Origin of the sequence: Brevibacterium sp. ZH18 (assembly GCF_022748595.1) — a bacterium.
Classification (GTDB): Bacteria; Actinomycetota; Actinomycetes; order Actinomycetales; family Brevibacteriaceae; genus Brevibacterium.
The window spans coordinates 124784-143099 of record NZ_JALDSX010000002.1; the positions used below are offsets into that span (position 1 = coordinate 124784).

An 18316-nucleotide genomic window follows, 5' to 3' on the forward strand; every position below is an offset into this window, starting at 1 on the left:
CCCGAGCCGGCGTCAGCAAGCGGGCGTCAGCAAGCCGGCGTCAGCGGGCCTTGGCCGCGAGCTGGAACAGCAGGCGCCCGCGCCCCACGACCGCCTCGGTGTCACCGGGCAGCGACAGCCGTTCGCGAGCCCCACGACCCGAGTCCCCACGATCCGAGGCCCCGCCGGCTGATCCCGCCTGAGCGCGGATGAGCGCGCACAGTTCGGCGACGCGCGCTGCGCCGACGTTCTGCGCGGGGACGCCGACCGAGACGAGCCACTCTCGCACGACGCGAGAGAGGATGGCGTCATCCAAGTCGAGCAGCGATTCCAGCGCTATGTCGGTGCGGCCGCGAACCTCGACAGCAACCGCCTCGGCGGACCGTTCGAGGAAGTCCGCGTCGGCTCGGCACAGATCGGCGGTGCGGGCGAGGTTCGCGGTGATGGGCTGGCCCAGATCGGTCTCGAGGGTGGCCAGGAGTCTCCGGGCACGAACCCGGGCGAATGCGCCGTTGGCATTCATCGGGTCGTGCCAGACCTCGACACCTTGCGCCCGGCACGAGGCTGCCGTCATCGCCCGCTCGAGCCCGAGCAGCGGCCGCACCACCCTGCCCGTGACCGGCGACATCCCTGCCAATGACCGGGTCCCCGAGCCTCTCATCAGCCCCAACAGCACGGTCTCAGCCTGGTCGCTCTGCGTGTGTGCGGTGAGGATCCAGTCTGCGCCGTGGACGATTCTGGCGGATTCCAGCGCAGCATAGCGAGCATCTCGGGCGGCAGCTTCGATGCCTTCGTCGCCGGCCGAGACCGTGATGGCGGCGACTTCGGCGGGAACACCCCAGGACTCGGCGATGGACACGACCCTGGCGGCCACCTGGGGTGACGCCTCCTGCAGCCCGTGGTCGACGGTCACTGCTCGTGCATCGACCTCGCCGCGACGGTGGAGGAATGCGCACGCGTGCAGCAGCGCCATCGAGTCCGCTCCCCCGGAGACCGCCACGATGACACGAGAGGTCTCTGACGAGGGCGCAGCTGCGATCGACGCCATCTGCTGTCGGAGCGCGGTGCGGATCGCAGCGCTGGCCGGATCCAGGCTCGGGCGCTGCGGCTGTCGCCGGCTGCCGCTGCCCGTGCCGGACTCCGTGCCGGTATCGCCCTCAGCCATGGACACGGTCGAGCCACAGCTGCGGTGTGAGGATCTCCTCGCTCGTCGGAAGATTCTCGGGCGAAGAGTAGATGACGGAGAAGCCGGTCTGGCCGACCTCGCTGCGGATCGCCCGCACGAACTTTGCGCCGTCGCGATACTGTGCGAGTTTGAGATTCATGCCCAGCAGGTTCGACAGGAACCCGCCCTGACCGGCGTCTCGGCGAGCCTCGAACTTGCGCCGCAGCTTCCGCACGCTCGGGATCACCTCGATGCCGACTTCGTCCATGACGACGTCGGCATGGCCTTCGAGCAGGCTGAGGATGCCCGATGCTTCGTCGAGGGCACTGCGCATACCGTCATCCTGAATCAGGTCGACCATGCTCGCTTCTCCCTTGACGATTCGACCCAGTGTCGCGAAGACATCGGCGACGCCGCTGAATCCGGGGGCTTTGAGCGGAGTCGCGACGACCTGGGAGAGCAGCGAGCGCATGTGCTCGCGCAGCCAGGGAGCGGTTGCGAACTGGACCTGATGCGTTGCCTCGTGCAGGGCCACCCACATACGGAAGTCGCGCGGTGAGACGTTCATGGCCTCTTCGGCGATGAGGACCGCAGGAGCGACGAACATCAGCCGCCCCGTCTCCACTGCGAACGGGTCGAACTGTCCGAGCACCCGCGTCGAGAGCAGCGAGAGCACGCCCGCGACTTCCACCGCAGCGGCCTTGGCCGTACCGGGGCCGGGAGCTACGGGCAGAGACTCGGCATCGACCATGCCGTTGAGCGACTGGGCGTTGGCCTTGACCCAACTGACCTGGTCGAGGACGAGCACCGTTCCCTTGGCCAGGCGCCTGCGCACATCGTCGGCATGAGCCGGATCGAGCAGGAACGAGTCGAGGACGAGCTCCTGCGCGGTCAGCGCGTTGTCCTTCATCCCGGCGACCAGTTCGTCGAGTTCAGCGGGATCGGGCACCCGGGCGGCCGAGACGAGCTCCTTGGCGGTGCGGGCGGCGAACTTCTCATCGACGATCATCGGCAACCACAGCCTGCCAGAGCTGTGACGATGTCATCGACGGTCTTTCGTGCTTCCAAAATCTTGTCCTTGTCCACGTCGTCGATCTGCAGGGCGAAGACGAGATAGCGTCCGTCCGCGTCCAGCACGCCTCCGGCCAGCGAGGTCACGGTCGACAGAGTCCCCGTCTTCGCGTGCACTGTTCCGGTGGCATTTCCGTCCTGGGTGAATCTGTCGGTCAGGGTTCCCGTCAGACCGCCGACCGGGAAATAGGAGATGAGGCTCGAGAGCGAATCGTCGGCGACGACCGAGGCCTGCAGAACTGTGGTCAGGTCATGCGGGCTGATCTGGTTGTCATACGACAGTCCTGAGGTGTCGACCAGTTTGGTCTGCCCAATATCCAGCGAGTCAGACAGCGCCGACAGGACAGCCTTGGGTCCGTTCTCGAGACTGCCGGGCTGGCCCTCGGCGATGGCGACCTCATTGCCGAGCACCTCGGCGACGACGTTGTCACTGTGCACGAGAGCGTACTCGACGATCTCGGAGATCGTCGCCGATTCGACGCTGGCCAGGGAATCGCCGGACTCGCCGGACTCGCCGGAACTACCAGAATCGCCGGCCGGGCCCGGTGGAGCATCGGTGACCGTGATCCCGGCCGCCTTCAGCTCCTTCGCGAATGTGGAGAAGGCGTCCTTCCCTGGGTGCTCGCTGCGGCCCCGCCATTCTTTGTCCTTGCTGCCGACGTAACCCGTGTCGATCATCAGCGGCTGGATCGGAGTGATTACGCCCTTGGCGATGTCGGCCCGGTCCCAGCCGGAGCTGAAGTCCTCACCCGAGTACCGTGACATGTCCAACTTCAGAGCCACCTCGGCGATATCTTTGCTCTTCAGCGACTGTGCGGTCTCCTGGGCCAGGGTCTTCAGTCCCGCGTGGCCGTTGACGGCACCGGGCTGAGACTCCCCCGCCCCCAGCAACGAGTCACCGCCGCCGGTCAGGGTCACCGTCGAAGTCGACGGGTCGAATTCCGTCGTTGTGCTCAGGCGCTTCTGCCCGCCGATCGACAGCAGCGCGGCCGAGGCGGTGAATACCTTGGTCACGGACGCGGGCGTGCGCGGGTCGTTCTGATCTTTCGAATAGAGGACGTCGTCGCTGAGTCCGTCGCGCACTTCGATCCCGAAGTCCTTGACCTTAGCGTCGGAGAGGATGCGCTTGACCTCGTCAGGGATCTTCGTGGGGACGGGGGCGGTATCGTCCACCGCCGAGGCGGGGGCGGGCACATCCTTGCCCGCGGCAGTCGGCGAGGGCAGGGCTTGGACCTCGATGGCCGGATCCGTGGTGAGGATTCCGGGGAGGCCGGGGACGACGTCATAGGCGTCGACGACGGCGTATCCGGCCAGCACGATCGCCACAGCTCCGGCGGTGATGCCGACGGCTGCCTTCTTCGAGCGCTTCCGACCGCGCCTGCGGTCGCTGCGTCTGCCCTCAGTGGGGATGTCGTTCACCCGCGAGCTCCCATTCTCGTTGTCCCCTCGTCTCTGTCGTCCTCGCCGAAGTCACCGTGCCGGCTGTGACCGTGTCTGTGATGACCGTGCTCATTGAGCGTGCCGGCTGTGACCGCGCCTGCTGTGACCGTGCCTGTGGTTGTCTTTCGTGGGGACTTGTAAGCTCTATCCTAGTGATGCAACCCTAGCTTGAAGGAGCACTATGGAACTCTTGGCCACAATCGAGATCCCGCGCGGATCACGCAACAAGTACGAGGTCGACCACGAGACCGGTCGCGTCAAACTCGACCGCTACCTCTACACCTCGATGCAGTACCCCGCCGACTACGGCTTCTTCGAGGACACCCTCGGCAACGACGGCGACCCCCTCGACGTCCTCGTGCTGCTGCCCGAGCCTCTCTTCCCGGGCGTGCTCATCGACGTGCGCCCCATCGGCATGTTCAAGATGGAAGACGAAGCGGGCGGCGACGACAAGGTCCTCGCAGTCACCGCTGGCGATCCCCGCTGGGAGAGCTACCAGGACATCGGCGATGTGGACAAGTTCACGCTCGACTCGATCGAGCACTTCTTCACCCGCTACAAGGACCTCGAGCCGGGCAAGTTCGTCAAGGGCTCAACCTGGGTCGGACGCGCTGAGGCCGAGGCCGAGGTCGAAGCATCGATCGCTCGCTTCAAAGAGTCTCACTGAAACCAGTCACTCAGCCTGATGGCCGAACAGCCTCAGACGCTGTGATCTTCGACCGCTCGGACGATTTCGTCCGGGCGGTCGATCATCATCAGGTGACCCGAATCGTCCAGGTCGATGCGCTGCAGGCGCGCGAAGCTGCGATCGAGGATCGCTGCCCGCCTGCGGTTGGGAAACGGTGAGGCGAACATCGCCGAGGTGGTCGCCGCCACCCGCATCGTCGATCGTCGCAGCGCAGTCAGGTCCGCAGCCTGCTGTCGGTAGCTCAGCCACTCGGCCACCGTTGCCTTGAGCGTCTCGGGCTGCGCGTAGGGGTCCTTGAAGACATCCCAGTCGAGTGCCCGGGCTGAAGTGGTCTGACGCAGGAATCCCCGATGGGAGACGTGCGCGGCCAATGTGCGGATTTCCGCCGGGCTCGTGACCGCGTCCAGCGACCGCAGCCAGCTCGCCGAACCGAACGTGCTCGCAAGCCCGCGATGAGAATGACCCTCGATCGACGGATCGACGAGGACGAGGCCAGCTACGAGCTCGGGCCTCAGCCGAGCCAGTGCCTCGGCGCGGAATGACGCCATCGAATGTGCCACAACGACCACGGGACGAGTGACAATGCGCTGCACAATGGCAACCTCCGAGGCGAGGTCGGGCACGCGGCCGGTCCAGTCCGTTCCGGCGAATCCCGGCCGGTCCAGAGCGAGGACCTCACGGCCGGGCAGTCGTTCGATGACCGGCAGCCACGAGGCAGCAGCCATCGCACACCCGTTGAGCAGCAGCACCGGGGGCAGAGACCCTGCGCCGCCGGCAGCCTCGCCGCCATCCCCGCCGGTAGCCCGGCCTGTAGGGCCTGCTGCACGATGGTAGAAGGTGAACCCGTCGACGATCTCCGTCGCCCACGATTCCAGAGGATTCTCGAAGTTCGCCATCTCAGTATCCTTTGGGTCGTGCCAGAGGGAAGGTGATCGTCGATCTGATCGTCTGGTTGGTCAGGAGCATGACGAGCCGGTCGAGGCCCATCCCCATGCCTCCTGCCGGCGGCATGCCGTGTTCAAGAGCGAGCAGGAAGTCCTCGTCGAGTTCCATCGCCTCCGGGTCTCCCCCAGCGGCAGCCAACGACTGCGCGCTCAGACGCTGACGCTGCAGCACGGGATCGACGAGCTCCGAATAGGCAGTGCCGATCTCGGTGCCGAAGACGATGAGGTCCCACTTCTCCGCCAACCGCGGATCACTCCGATGCTGACGGGTCAGCGGTGATGTCGCAGCCGGGAAATCCGTATAGAAGGTCGGAGCGACGGTCTGCGATTCGGCGACCTCTTCGTAGATCTCCTGCAGCAGAGTGCCCCACTCCCATTTCGGCTGGGCCTCGACCCCCGCCCGTACCGCCAGCCTGCGCAGCGTTTCGATTGATGTGTCGGTGGTGACCTCCTCGCCGAGCTTCTCCGAGACGATGTCGGTCAGAGACACCGTCCGCCACGGCTCGGCGAGATCGATCTCGTGATCGACGCCGTTGACCTGCCCGCGCACGATCGTCGTACCCAGGCTCGCCTGTGCGGCTGTGATGATCATCGTGCGCGTGAGATCACGCATCGTCATGTAGTCGCCGCCGGCCTGATAGGCCTCGAGCATGGAGAACTCAGGATTGTGGTTGGCATCGACACCTTCGTTGCGGAAGTTGCGACCAATCTCGAAGACCCTGTCGAAGCCTCCGACGAGCAGCCGTTTGAGGTAGAGCTCCGGGGCGATGCGCAGGTAGAGGTCCATGTTGTAGGCGTTGATGTGAGTCCGGAACGGCCGGGCGTTGGCGCCCCCGTGGATCGTCTGGAGGATCGGCGTCTCGACCTCGAGGAACGCCCGGGACTGCAGCGACTCCCTGATCGAACGGAACACCGAGGACCGCGCGATCATGAGGTCGCGCTGAGAGGTGTTGAGGGTGAAGTCGAGGTAGCGTCTGCGCACCTTCGCCTCAGGGTCGCTCAGCCCCTGGGCCAGGCTGGGCCACGGTCGCAGAGACTTCGCCGACATCGTCCACGAATCGACGAGGAGCGACGGCGTCCCATTGCGCGAGGTGCCCCGCCGACCGTGGACGGAGATCCGATCACCGCGAGAGGTCCATGCCCGCAGCCGTGCGAAGGGCTCGGCATCGATCGCCGACGCCTCGCACACCAGCTGTGTGTCCAGGCCCTCGCTGCGCAGGTCGAGGAAGACCACCCCACCGTGGTCGCGGATGCTAAGGACGCGTCCGTCGAGTCGCTCGCGGGCAGGCTGGGCCACAGCAGACGCCGTCGTCGCATCGGTCGGCAGGACCGCCTCGGCGGGGTAGGGTTCGACCCCTGCCTCAAGCATCCGTTCCCGCACGCCGAGGCGGTGCCTGACCTGATCGGGCACGCGCGGAGCCTGCGTGTCCGGAGCGGGAGCCGGGACGATGTCGAGCAGCGGGGCTGCCTGTTCGCGGGTGTAGATCGGCTGTGCGTCGTTCCGGGAGCCGAGGAACTTCGGCGGGGACAGGAACCCCTCGGCGATGCTCACGGCCAGGCCGATCCGGGCGAGCTCCGAACCATCGGGATAGCACAGCATCCGCGGCACCCATTCCGGGAGGTACTTCTCATTGGAGCGGTACAGGGATTCGATCTGCCAGAAGCGTGAGGCGTAGAGGAGGATGTTGCGCCACAGTCTCTTGACGGGGCCTGCTCCCAGCTCCTTGCCCTGTTCGAAGGCCGCGCGGAATACCGCGAAGTTCAGCGACACCGAAGCCAGTCCCAGGTCGGGCGACTCGCGCATAAGCTCGGCGACCATGAATTCGGTGATGCCGTTCTCAGCCAGGGGGTGCCGGCGCATGACGTCGAGGGAGACGCCGTTGGCACCCCAGGGGACGAAGCTGAGCAGTCCGGCGGTCTGGGCGGCGTGCTGTTCTTCGCCCGGAGGGAAGAGCGCTTCAACGTGCAGGCAGCGCCCGTCGGCGGGATCACCGAAGCGGCCCAACGCCATTGAGAACCCGCGCTCGGTGTCGCCGTCACGCCACTCGTCGGCGAAGGCGGCCAGGCTGTCGAGTTCGGCGTCGGACATCTCGGACTGGTGCCGGATGCGCACCGCATACCCGAGTCCCCTCAGCCTGGTCACGGCCCGACTGACCTCCGGCATCGCGGACAGCGAGAAGTCACCGGAGCTCAGGACTGCTTCATCGCCGACGTGGAGGATCTTCAATCCGGCGTCGCTGTAGGCTTGGGCCCCCTGTCTGGAGGCGGCGAGGACCGCCGGCACCCACCCGAAGGACTCGGCATGGACGACAAAGTCCCGTGCGGCAGCCGTCCACTGCTCCCGCGGCCCGATCGGATCTCCGGCGACGAGGCAGACCCCGCGCTCGACACGGTAGGTGAGAGCGCAGTCCCCGGCGAAGAGCACGGAGCGGTCACGGCGGGTGCTGAAATAGCCGAGCGAATCGGAGGGATAGTCGGCCAGCGACTGCCGAATTTTTCTCTCCTGGTCGATGTCGATGCGTTCGGCGTTGCGTTGTGAGGCCAGCATGGTCCAGAAGGCGAGGATGATGCTCGCCCCGGCGCCGAAGCCGAAGACCGAGAGCATCCAGCTCGCCTCGGTGTTGGTGCGGAAGCCGAAGAGCTCGGCGATGATCGCTCGGGCCTCGACCATCGTCAGTCCGCCGATGAAGGACTGCACGGTGAGAACGATGACGATCGTGAGCACGAGCCCGACGACGAGGACCACGACAGCTTTGAGGAGTCCGCGGGGTTGGGTCTTCGCCGTGTAGTGCCGGCGGTAGGCGAACAGTGCAATCAGCGTCGCCAGCGGGATGATCGAGCTGGTCGCAAGATCCCAGGTCAGCAGCCGGGATCCGAAGGCCGCCAGCAGTGCGGCCAGTGCCCCGTTGGCGAAGATGATGAACAGCAGGAAGAGGACGAGAACCCACCATGCTGCACGTTTGCGGATGCTCAATGCTCCGGCGAGGATGAGCAGGACCACCGAGGACACGAAGTCGACCGGGTTCGCCGGGATCGCCCAGGTCCACAGAACTTCGAGGTCCTCGCTGAGGTCGCCGCCGGTAGGAGCGATGACCTGAATGAGCATGAGGACCGCGAGAATGCTCAGCATCCGCGGCAGCCATCGCACGAACGCGGGAGGACGGCCGGTCATCTGAGTCTTCGCAGTGGGCATGTCGGAATGATCACACACAAGTCTGAGTGATTCCCCGGACGCCCCTCTTCATCTTCTTAGGTAAGCCTAATGGGCAGTGTGAGCTAGGTTATGCCATCGTCGAGTCATGAAACTCGATCACGTGTCCTTCGCCAGCGAACCAGACGGTTATCAAGCGACTGCCGAGAGAATCTCGGAGAAGCTCGGTGTGGTTCCCTACAACGGCGGTGTCCATCCTCGCTTCGGCACCAGGAATCTGATCTTCCCCCTCGCCAACGGCCACTACCTCGAGGTCGTCGAAGCCTTGGAGCACCCGGCTGCTCTCTCCACTCCTTTCGGCCAGGCAGTTCGGGCTCGCTCAGAGCTCGGCGGCGGCTGGATGGGCTGGTGCGTTTCGGTCGCTGACCTCGCCGAGGTGGAAACCCGTCTCGAGCGCAAGGCCGTCGACGGCAACCGCACTCCGGAGTCAGGGATGGAGCTCAAGTGGCTGCAGATCGGAATCAAGGGGCTCATCGCCGATCCCCAGCTTCCGTTCTTCATCAAGTGGTCCGCTGATTCGTCCCAGCATCCATCGTCCTACAAGACCAACGACGAGGTTGCCATCGACACCTTGCAGATCGCCGGGGATCGCGACCGTCTGCGCGATTGGCTGGGGACCCAGGATCCTAAGCCGATTCCGGAGATCCACATCGACTGGTCGGCACCCCATGGCACACCCGGCATCATGTCGGTCAGCTTCGAGACCGCGAAGAACGGTCTCGTCACCATCTGAGTGTCGGCGCACAGCTGGGGATGCGTCTGTGCACAACTGGGGACGCGTCGGTTGCGTGATTTCGCAGCCTCGGTCCACGGGCTGGTCTGCTTCCTCGAACCGGCGGTCGAACACACTGCGGTCGAACACACAACGGAGGCCTTCACACCGAATCGGTGTGATGGCCTCCGTCTGTGTCTGCAGTGTCCGTCTGCGTCTCCGGCTGCGTCCGTTTCCGTTTGCGGCCGCAGAATTCCTCAACTCGCTGTGCTTGCCTGAGGTCCCGCGCCAAGTGGCGTCAGTAGAGGCACACAGCAGCACCAAGCCTGAGGTGGACGTTTTGTGCTGAGGGCTCTAGATGTTTTCAGTCCAAAACGTCCACTCAAGCCTGGCTCTTCGTCAGATCAGACCTCCGCGGCATCCTCCGGGAAGTCCTCAGCGCCCTCGGTCGCCTTCTTCTTGCGCATGTGTGCCGCAGTGGCCAACGCGCCGCCGGCTGCCAGGAGTCCGGCACCGCCGCCGAGGAGGGGCAGAGTTGCGTCGCTGCCTGTCCGCGGCAGATCGCCTCCACCCGAACCACCGGAGCCGTTCGAACCTCCCCCGTTCGACCCGGAACCGCCCGAGCCTGATCCGCCGTTCGAGCCTCCCCCGTTCGACCCGGAACCGCCTGAACCCGAACCGCCGTTCGAGCTTCCACCCGAATCGCTCGCCGCTCCGGCAGCGCCGGCTGCACCGGCATCCTTCGCGCCATCCTGCGAACCGCTCGTCGATCCCGAACTGTCAGCCGCGGAGCCGTTGTCCGAACCGTCCTTGCCATCGGAGCCGTTGTCCGAACCGTCCTTGCCGTCGGAGCCATCAGCATCGGCGTCTGCGTCCTTCGGGTTCTCGGTCGGCGGATCGGTCGGCTCTTCGCCGCTGCCCTTGATGACCTGCACAACCGTCGGTCGCGGAATGGCCGCCACACCCTCGTCGACGTTCGTCTCATCGACATAGTCGGGGAACTGCGAGTGCTGATCCGACCATTTGCCGTCCTCACCGGGGTGCTGCACCGCGACGAACGCCGACGCATAGGCATCATGGACGAGCGGTCCGCAGACTTCGGCCTCACGCGGAACCGAGAGGAACTGCTCGACGCGTCCGCGCTGGTCGCCGTCGATCGTGACCTTGAACAGGCCGTCGCAGTAGCCGATGCCGTCTGGGGCGCCGTCAGTCGAGATCCACAGATTGCCGGCCGTATCGAAGGTAACGTTGTCGGGGCACGAGATCGGCGAGACCTGGTCGACGGGGAACCCTGAGAAGTACGTTGTGTCACCTTGCTTCGGGTCACCGCACACCATCAGCAGAGTCCAATCGAACTCCGTGCTGGTGTGGTCGCCGCCGCGTTCGGTGAGTTCGACGATGTGTCCATCGCGGTTCTCGGTCCGCGGGTTCGCCTCGTCGGCGGCTGCCTTGCCCCCGACACCACGGTCGGAGTTGTTCGTGCAAGCCACGTAGATCTTGCCATTGACCGGGTTCGGCTCGACGTCCTCGCAGCGGTCCATCTTCGTCGGGCCGACCTTGTCGGCAGCCAGCCGCGTGTGGACGAGCACTTCGTCGATCGACATTCCCGACACCTGCGACTTGCCGCCCTTGATCAGCGGGAGCCACTGGCCGCTGCCGTCGAACTCGCCGTCGCCAGGAACCGCACCCGTACCGTCGATCTCGCCCTTCGGCGAGTTGCCGGTGAACTTCGCTACGTACAGGTCGCCCTCGGTGAGCAGGGTGAGATTGTGGTCGAGGTCGCCTTCGACGTACTTGCCCTTGGAGATGAACTTGTAGAGGTAGTCGAACTTCTCATCATCGCCCATGTAGGCAACGGCCTGACCCGAGTCGGCGATCGTGATGTTCGCACCCTCGTGCTTGAGGCGGCCCAAGTTGGTGTGCTTGAGCGGCGTCGATTCGGGATTACGCGGGTCGACTTCGACGATCCAGCCGAATCGGTTGGCTTCGTTGGCGTAGCCGGGGTTGTTCGTGTCGAAGCGGTCAAGATCGGCTTCCCACCCGTAAGCGGAGGCATCGTTGGTCAGGCCGTAGCGCTTGTCCGCCGCCGAGGTGCCCTGTGCTTTGAAGTACGAGTTGAAGTTCTCCTCCCCCGAGACCAAAGTTCCCCACGGGGTCAGTCCGCCCGAGCAGTTGCCCAAAGTGCCCTGGGCCTTGTCGCCGCCCGGGTAGTCCTTCGTGCGCAGCAGATCGGATCCGGCAGCAGGACCGGTGAACTCGTATTCGGTGTCGATGAGGAAGCGACGGTTGTTCGCTCCGTTGACGTCGACCTTCCACGGAGTCTTCTCATTCGTCCGCGTCAGCTCGGCCACGGTCAGCCCATGGGCGTCGCGGCTGATGGCGCGCTGCGTGGCTTTGTCCATGCTGTCGGGGTACATGATCGCGTCGTTCGTGTACTCCTGGTTTGAGAACAGCAGGGCACGGTTGCCGTCTCCGCTCTCGTCGACCTGGATCTGGAGGAAGTCGTTGTTGTAGCCGAACTGGCGCCGCTGCGACTCGACACTCTGGTTCTCAGGGTCGAACTTCGGTGCATCAGGGAAGAGCGGGTCGCCCCAGCGCACGATCGGGTGCCAGGAATAGCCTTCGGGGACGATGAACTCATCGACTTCGAACTGAACCGGATCGATCGCGGTGAAGTCGAGGCTGCCGCCTGCGGCTGTTGCGGCCGCCGCGCTGCTCGCGGTCGGGCTGGGCGCCGAGGTGACGGCAACCGCCAGCGCTCCTGCTGCCGATGCCCCCAGCATCGCTCGCCGTGACAGCTGCGCCCCGACGATGTCGCGGAAGTAGCTGTTCGACGACGTGTTGCAGATCGCCTTGCTGCACGCATTGTCGCATTTGAGTGCGCAGGTGACGGGGCTTCGCTTGCCACGGACGTGGCCGGCCATGGGCAGTAGTTCACGCAGAGGTGACATCGGTTCTCTCCTCGGTTCAGTTGTATCGGCCCTCCCCACACAGCGGATTCGGGCTCACCAGATCGAGACTGCCAAGGTCAGTTGTCTCAGGAACCACCGTTCGGTGAACGGGATGTGAACCTGGTCAGCCGATGTCGACGAGGCTGAGGATCCCAGGTGCCAGGAAACCGACCGCATCGATGATGACATGTGCCCAGACCAGCGGCATGAGCCTGCCTCTTCGCATGAAGTACCAGCCGAAGATGATGCCCATGGCGACGTTGCCGATGAACGGTCCGATGCCCTGGTACAGGTGATAGCTCGCACGGAACACTGCGAGCCCGATGATGATCGTCCAGGGCCCATATTTCAGACGCTGAAATCGTTCGGCTCCGAATCCGAAGATGAGGACCTCTTCGAGGATCCCGTTCTTCGCCGCCGAGAGGATGAGCACGGGAATCGTCCACCAATGATCGCCGAGGTTGGACGGCTGGATCTCCGCCGTGATCCCCAGTGCCCTGCCGCCGGCATAGACGGCCAGGGTGCCGATGCCGATGATCGCGAAGATGAGCGTACCGCGGCCGAAGTCCCGAACGCCGTGTCCAGTCACCCCCAGACGTGTGCGCAGAGGTGGTGCGTCACGGTCACGGCTGAGCAGGTAGAGGGCGAGAAGGACCGGGACGAGGGCGAACCCGATATCGAGCAGCTGGTAGACGAGGTCGAAGCCCGGCCGTGGTGACATCGACGTGTTGAGCTTCGCCTGGGCCTGACTGATCGGCCCTCGGGTGGCGATGTCGGCTAGGCGCACGATCGCATAGATCGCCGATTGTCCCAGGGACAGTGCCGCAACGAGACCGAGCTCGAACCACAGGCGCTTCTTTTCCTGTGGTTCGAGCTCGGTCGTCATGGCTCCTACTGTAACCGGACTGGATCAGTGCTTCGGCGCATCGTCCCCGTCTGGACCACCGGGAGCAGTCTCAGCACTTCCCCCGACGGACCCAGCACTCGGGTCAGCGTGTGCACGTGTGCCGGTCGCCGTGCCATCCGAAACCTCCGGAGCAACCGGAGTGTCCGGAGTGTCCGGAGCATCCGTCCCCTTCGCGGCGCGCGCCTCGGCGTCATCGAGGACCCGACCACGGGCCATGTTCTTGACGTACTTCTTCTCGGCCCGACGTTCCTTCGCCCCTTCGAGCAGGAGGTAGAGGACGGGCACGAGGATCAGCGTCAGCACCGTCGAGCTGACCAGGCCGCCGATGACGACGATCGCCAGCGGCTTCGAGATGAACACGCCTCCTCCGGTCAGGCCCAGGGCCATCGGGACGAGCGCGAAGATCGTCGCTGACGCGGTCATCAGGATCGGCCGATAACGCAGCCGGGCGCCGTGGACGATAGCTGCTCGCAGTTCGACCCCTCGAGCTCTGAAGTGGTTGATGAGGTCGATGAGCACGATCGCGTTCGTGACGACGATTCCGATGAGCATGAGCAGGCCGATCATCGATGTCAGGCCCAGAGGTGTGTCCGTGATCAGCGACAGCGCGATGGACCCGGTGGCCGCGAACGGGATCGAGACCAGCAGAATCAGCGGCTGCAGCAGCGACTTGAACGTCGCGACCATGATGATGAACACGATGAGGATCGCGGCGAGCATCGCAAGGCCCAGCTGAGAGAACGCGTCGTTCTGCTCCTGTGTGGCACCACCTGTGTCGACTGTCACGGAGTCCGGCAGGTCGACGTCGTCGAGGGCGCTCTGCACGTCGGCGGAGACCGTTCCCAGGTCGTCGCCTGCCGGCGTGACCGAGACCGTAGTCGAGCGCTGCGAGTCCGTGTGCCGGATCGTCGGGGCGGTCTTGACTTCCTTGACCTCTGCGACGTCGTCGAGCTTGATGAACCGTGGCTTGGATGTCGGGGCCGGGGCACCAGCCTGCGCGCCCGGGTCACCGGCTGCACCGGCCGCACCGGCTGCACCAGCGTCTCCGCCCGCGCCACCGGCAGCACCCGCAGCACCACCAGCACCACCGGCACCGCCGGTGTCCGCTGCTCCGGCAGCACCGGCACCTGCTGCCCCTGCGTCTCCGGCGGCGGGAGTCGTCTCCTTGGGCTTGCCGGGGATCTTGAGGTCCTTGAGCTCTTTCACGGTGTCCGCGTTGCGGTCGTAGAGCAGGACCGAATGCGAGACGTTGTCGATGACGACTTCGCCGATGTTCTGTCCGTGCATCGCTCGCTGGACGTACTGACCGATCGAGGCCTCGGTGAGGTTCTCCTCGGCGGCCTTCTTATGATCGACTTTGACTTCGATGACGGGCTGGACCGCTTCGAGGTCGCTGGTCACCGACTGGGTTCCGGAGATGCCTTCGAGCTTGTCCGTGACAGCCTTTGTAGCATCGTCGAGTTCCTTCGCGTCGGATGCCGACAGCGTGACGTCGATGGTCTGCGCACCGGGCATCGAGCTCTGGCTCTGCACTTCAACGTCGCCGACACCCTTGAGGCCGTCGAAGTCCTTCTGCAGCTCATCGGAGATCGACTGCGCCGAGACACCCGATTTCGAGTTGACGATGTAAGTGCCGGTGATGGACGAATCACCGGTGAAGCCGAAGGTCGTTCCGCCGACGGAGAGCTGATAGGACTCGACGTCCTTGTTGTCCTTGAGGATCTTCTCGACCGGCTCAGCCTGCTTCGACGCTTCGTCGAGATCGGTGCCCGGGTCGAAGGTCTGCGCGATCTGCAGGCTGTCCTGGCCGGTGTCGCCGAAGAGCTCGGTCTTCAGCTGCGGCACCATTGCTCCGGTGCCCACCAGAATGATGACAGCCGCGAGGATCATGATGACCGGGTGCTTGGTCGAGAACCCGATGACCGGCATGTAGGTCTTCTGCAGTCGTGTCACCGGCGAGTGCATGCCGGCGAGTTCATCGACCTCTCCGGCTTCCTCGTCGGCCACGCCGTAGCGCGGACCGGTCGACGTTGCTGCTGTCGATGTGGACGTGCCGTCGTGCGCGGCGCCAGCGCCAGCGCCTGCGCCTGCGCCTGCGCCAGCGCCAGCGCCAGCGCCTGCGCCTGCGCCAGCGCCAGCGCTTGCGCTTGCGCCAGCACCGGTATCGTCATGGCGACCGGTGGAGAGGATGTTGTGCTTCTTCGACTCCTTCTTTGCGGCCTTGGTCTCTTTGCGCCAGTCGGAGAGCATGCCCTTTCGGTTGCTGCGGATCTCTCTCTTGTCCGCCCGAGTGAGCTTGACCTTCGACTCACGCTGACGCAGGAACCAGTAGGCGAGCACGGGCACGATGGTCAGCGCCACGAACAGGCTCGAGAGCAGAGCGATGGTGGCAGTCAGCGCGAAGGGACGGAACATCTCCCCTGTCTGACCACTGACGAATGCGAGGGGCAAGAAGACCGCGACCGTTGTCAGGGTAGAGGCCGTGACGGCACCGGAGACCTCCGACACCGCGGCCAGGATGTTGGAGAACTTCTCACCGCCTGAAGCATGCCGTCGTCGGATCGCTTCGATCACGACGATCGAGTCGTCGACGACGCGGCCGATGGAGATCGTCAGCGCTCCCAGGGTGAGCATATTCAGCGTCTCGCCGCCCATCCACAGGCCGACCATGGCGATGAGGAGGGAGAGCGGGATCGAGATCGCGGTGATGATCGTGGCCCGCACGGACAGCAGGAACACGAGGATGACGAGGACGGCGAAGATCAGGCCGAGTCCGCCCTCGTTGAGCAGGTCGTGGATGGACTGCTCGATGAACGGCGCCTGGTCGAAGGCCGAGACGAACGTCGTATCATCGCCCATGGACTTCTCGAGTCCGGGCAGTTTGTCGGCGACGGCGTGGGAGACGTCGACGGTGTTCGCGTCGGATTCCTTCATGATCGACACCGACAGCGACGGCTTGCCGTTCGTGCGGGAGATCGAGTCGACCGGAGCGTTCTCGATCTTCACATCGGCGACGTCGGAGAGCTTGATCGGGCCGTCCTTGCCGGTGACGACGAGGTCCTTGATCGCGTCGACCGAGCGGATGCGGGTGCCGACCTCGACAGGGGCGGTTCCGCCGTCGCCCTTGAGCTCGCCCGCCGAGGTGGGAACGCCGTTGGACTGGAGGATGCCGGCGATCTCGTCGATGCTCGCACCCTCGTCTTCGAGGTCGTCGCGGCGGATGGTGACCTCGACCTGTTTGGTCTTCGCACCGGAGATCATGACCTGCGAGACGCCATCGACCTTCTTGAGCTCGGGTTCAGCAATGTCGTCGAGGTTGGCGGCGAGTTTGTCTGCGTCCGCGTCCGAGGTCACTGACAGCGCCAGCACCGGGATGTCGTCGGTGCCCATGGTGTTCACCGTAGGCTCGACTCCATTGGGCAGGGTTGCCTGGACCTGGGATACCGCGCGCTGGAGAGACTTGACGACATCGTCGGAGTCTTCCCCGTACTTCGTGCTCACGGTGATCGATGAACTGCCCGCCGAGGATGTCGAGGTCATGTCCTCGACCTCGGGAAGAGCCGTCAGCGCACCTTCAAGCGGGTCGGTGACCTCCTGCTCAACAGCCTCGGGGGTTGCACCGTCGTAGGAGGCAGTGACCGTGGCCTGCGGGTTCTCGAGAGAGGGGAACAGCTCCTGTTTGAGGGATCCGGCTCCGATGACTCCGAAGATGACGGCGACGACGGAGATGAGCGCGATCAGTGCGCGGTTTCTCAGGCTCAGGCGGGTCAGAAAACTCATGTGGGGACTTTCTCTTCGATGGCGCATGCGCAGGGATCGCCTGCAGGAAAAGTGCTTCGGTGCCCCATCCTAGTGAGTTAAGTTCTCAGCAACACATGAGTGGGTCCTGAGCAGGCGCTCCACAGGGTTCTCTTACGCGGCGTCGGGCTCGCGCACGACGCGTGGTCGGGTCTCACGGCCGGTGAACCAGAAGGCTGCGGCCAGGACGCTGAGGAGCCCCGTGAGCAGGAACGCCCACGAATAGTCGAAACGATCGACGATGGCTCCGGCGATGATCGGGCCGACGATGGCTCCGCCGTCGAGCGCCATCTGGTAGCGGGACAGAACTCGACCGCCTTTGCGCTCACGGCCGATGACGTCAGCCACTGTGGCCTGCTGTGCTGGGTTTGAGAGTCCCGACCCGATGCCGGCAACGATGGAGAAGACGAAGAACAGCCAGATCGAATCAGTGAAAGCCAACGCCGCAGTGGTCAGGCCCAGGACCAGCAGTCCCCACTGGATGAAGGGTTTGCGTCCGTAGGTGTCCGCGAACCTCCCGACGACGGTGACAGCCGAGGCATTGCCGATCGCGAACATCGTCAGTGCCAGTCCGGCCACAGCAGTGTCGGCTTTAAGTGCCTGGATGGCGAAGAGCGGGTAGATGGCCACGCGGATGCCCATCGCGGACCAGCCCTGGACGAAAGCCGAGAGCATCGCGCTCCGAAAGGCGGAGTCCTGCCATGCCTGTCGGAAGGTCATGACTTCCTGCTGCGGGTCGCCTTTGGCCGCTTCGAGGCGGGCACGTCCGAGTTTCGTGGAGGAGCCTGCCTCGGCAGTGGAGGCGAGGAAGACCCGCACGACGATGGCCGCGATCAGCAGACCGACGGCGTAGATGATGAACGGGATACGCATGCCCCACCCGGCCATCGCCCCGCCGAGGACAGGGCCGGCGATGTTGCCGACCAGGAAGGCAGTGGCATAGGTGCTCGAGGCTTTGGCCCGCGCATCGATGGGAGCGAGTCGGATGATCAGGGCCATCGCGGAGACGCTGAACATCGTCGAGCCGATTCCGCCGAGGCCCCGGAAGATCAACAGCTGCCAGTAGTTCTGGGCGAAGGCGACAGCCGCTGTGGAGGCGGCGACGACGAGGAGCCCGGTGATGTAGATGCGGCGTTCCCCAAAGGAGTCGACGAGGCGGCCAGAGGTCGGCGAGAAGACGAACCGGAAGAAGGCGAACGAGGACACGACGATCGTGGCCGCTGTGACGCCGAAGTTGAAGCTGGCCGCGAACTGCGGGAGGACAGGAGCGATGATGCCGTAGCCGAGGGCCACGATGAAGGCAGCCGCGACGAGGACGTAGATCTCCTTGGGCAGCCGGCGCGACTGCGCTGTGGCTGCTGCGATCTCCTCTTTCGTCAGGTCGTCGTTGGTCGCAGCGCCGGGGTTCGTCGCGTCGTAGCCGTCGGGTGCGTCGTCTTTGTCAGTCACA

The 18316-nt window shown here is 64.9% G+C and carries 11 protein-coding genes; 2 read left to right on the forward strand and 9 right to left on the reverse strand.

What is annotated here, in order from left to right; translation table 11 throughout:
* Positions 1 to 40: 40 nt before the first annotated feature.
* Genes tilS through dacB form a run of 3 tightly spaced genes read right to left on the reverse strand, consistent with a single transcriptional unit; the run spans position 41 to position 3634 of the window.
* Positions 41 to 1144, reverse strand: coding sequence for a tRNA lysidine(34) synthetase TilS (tilS, locus tag MPN20_RS01500; protein WP_242778574.1), 1104 nt, complete (start codon positions 1142 to 1144; stop codon positions 41 to 43).
* Entirely contained in the window at positions 1137 to 2153 is a 1017-nt protein-coding gene (locus tag MPN20_RS01505) for a zinc-dependent metalloprotease (protein WP_242778577.1), read from the reverse strand. The genes tilS and MPN20_RS01505 overlap by 8 nt, the downstream gene beginning before the upstream one ends.
* The gene (gene dacB, locus MPN20_RS01510) at positions 2150 to 3634 is read right to left on the reverse strand and encodes a D-alanyl-D-alanine carboxypeptidase/D-alanyl-D-alanine-endopeptidase (protein WP_242778580.1); all 1485 of its coding nucleotides are present in this window, start codon (positions 3632 to 3634) and stop codon (positions 2150 to 2152) included. The genes MPN20_RS01505 and dacB overlap by 4 nt, the downstream gene beginning before the upstream one ends.
* Positions 3635 to 3836: 202 nt before the next feature.
* On the opposite strand from dacB, the gene MPN20_RS01515 reads away from it, so the two are divergent.
* On the forward strand, positions 3837 to 4322 hold the full coding sequence (locus tag MPN20_RS01515) for an inorganic diphosphatase (protein WP_242778583.1): 486 nt from the start codon (positions 3837 to 3839) through the stop codon (positions 4320 to 4322).
* Positions 4323 to 4354: 32 nt separating this feature from the next.
* Here the strand turns inward: MPN20_RS01515 and MPN20_RS01520 are convergent, their stop codons facing one another.
* Both MPN20_RS01520 and lysX read right to left on the reverse strand, forming a co-directional pair.
* Positions 4355 to 5239, reverse strand: a complete 885-nt coding sequence (locus MPN20_RS01520; protein WP_242778586.1) for an alpha/beta fold hydrolase — start codon at positions 5237 to 5239, stop codon at positions 4355 to 4357.
* Between the two features lies 1 nt (position 5240).
* Entirely contained in the window at positions 5241 to 8480 is a 3240-nt protein-coding gene (gene lysX, locus MPN20_RS01525) for a bifunctional lysylphosphatidylglycerol synthetase/lysine--tRNA ligase LysX (RefSeq protein ID WP_242778589.1), read from the reverse strand.
* Between the two features lie 106 nt (positions 8481 to 8586).
* Here lysX and MPN20_RS01530 point away from each other — a divergent pair, with 106 nt between their 5' ends.
* Positions 8587 to 9231, forward strand: a complete 645-nt coding sequence (locus tag MPN20_RS01530; protein ID WP_242778592.1) for a VOC family protein — start codon at positions 8587 to 8589, stop codon at positions 9229 to 9231.
* 383 nt (positions 9232 to 9614) lie between these two features.
* Here MPN20_RS01530 and MPN20_RS01535 read toward each other — a convergent pair whose 3' ends face one another.
* From MPN20_RS01535 to MPN20_RS01550, 4 genes are all read right to left on the reverse strand, one after another.
* On the reverse strand, positions 9615 to 12161 hold the full coding sequence (locus MPN20_RS01535; protein ID WP_347566785.1) for a PhoX family phosphatase: 2547 nt from the start codon (positions 12159 to 12161) through the stop codon (positions 9615 to 9617).
* A gap of 124 nt (positions 12162 to 12285) precedes the next feature.
* Positions 12286 to 13047, reverse strand: coding sequence for a type II CAAX endopeptidase family protein (locus MPN20_RS01540; RefSeq protein WP_242778595.1), 762 nt, complete (start codon positions 13045 to 13047; stop codon positions 12286 to 12288).
* 24 nt (positions 13048 to 13071) lie between these two features.
* Positions 13072 to 16848, reverse strand: coding sequence for an efflux RND transporter permease subunit (locus MPN20_RS01545; protein WP_242778598.1), 3777 nt, complete (start codon positions 16846 to 16848; stop codon positions 13072 to 13074).
* 132 nt (positions 16849 to 16980) lie between these two features.
* Entirely contained in the window at positions 16981 to 18315 is a 1335-nt protein-coding gene (locus MPN20_RS01550; protein ID WP_242778601.1) for an MFS transporter, read from the reverse strand.
* Between the last annotated feature and the right edge of the window lies 1 nt (position 18316).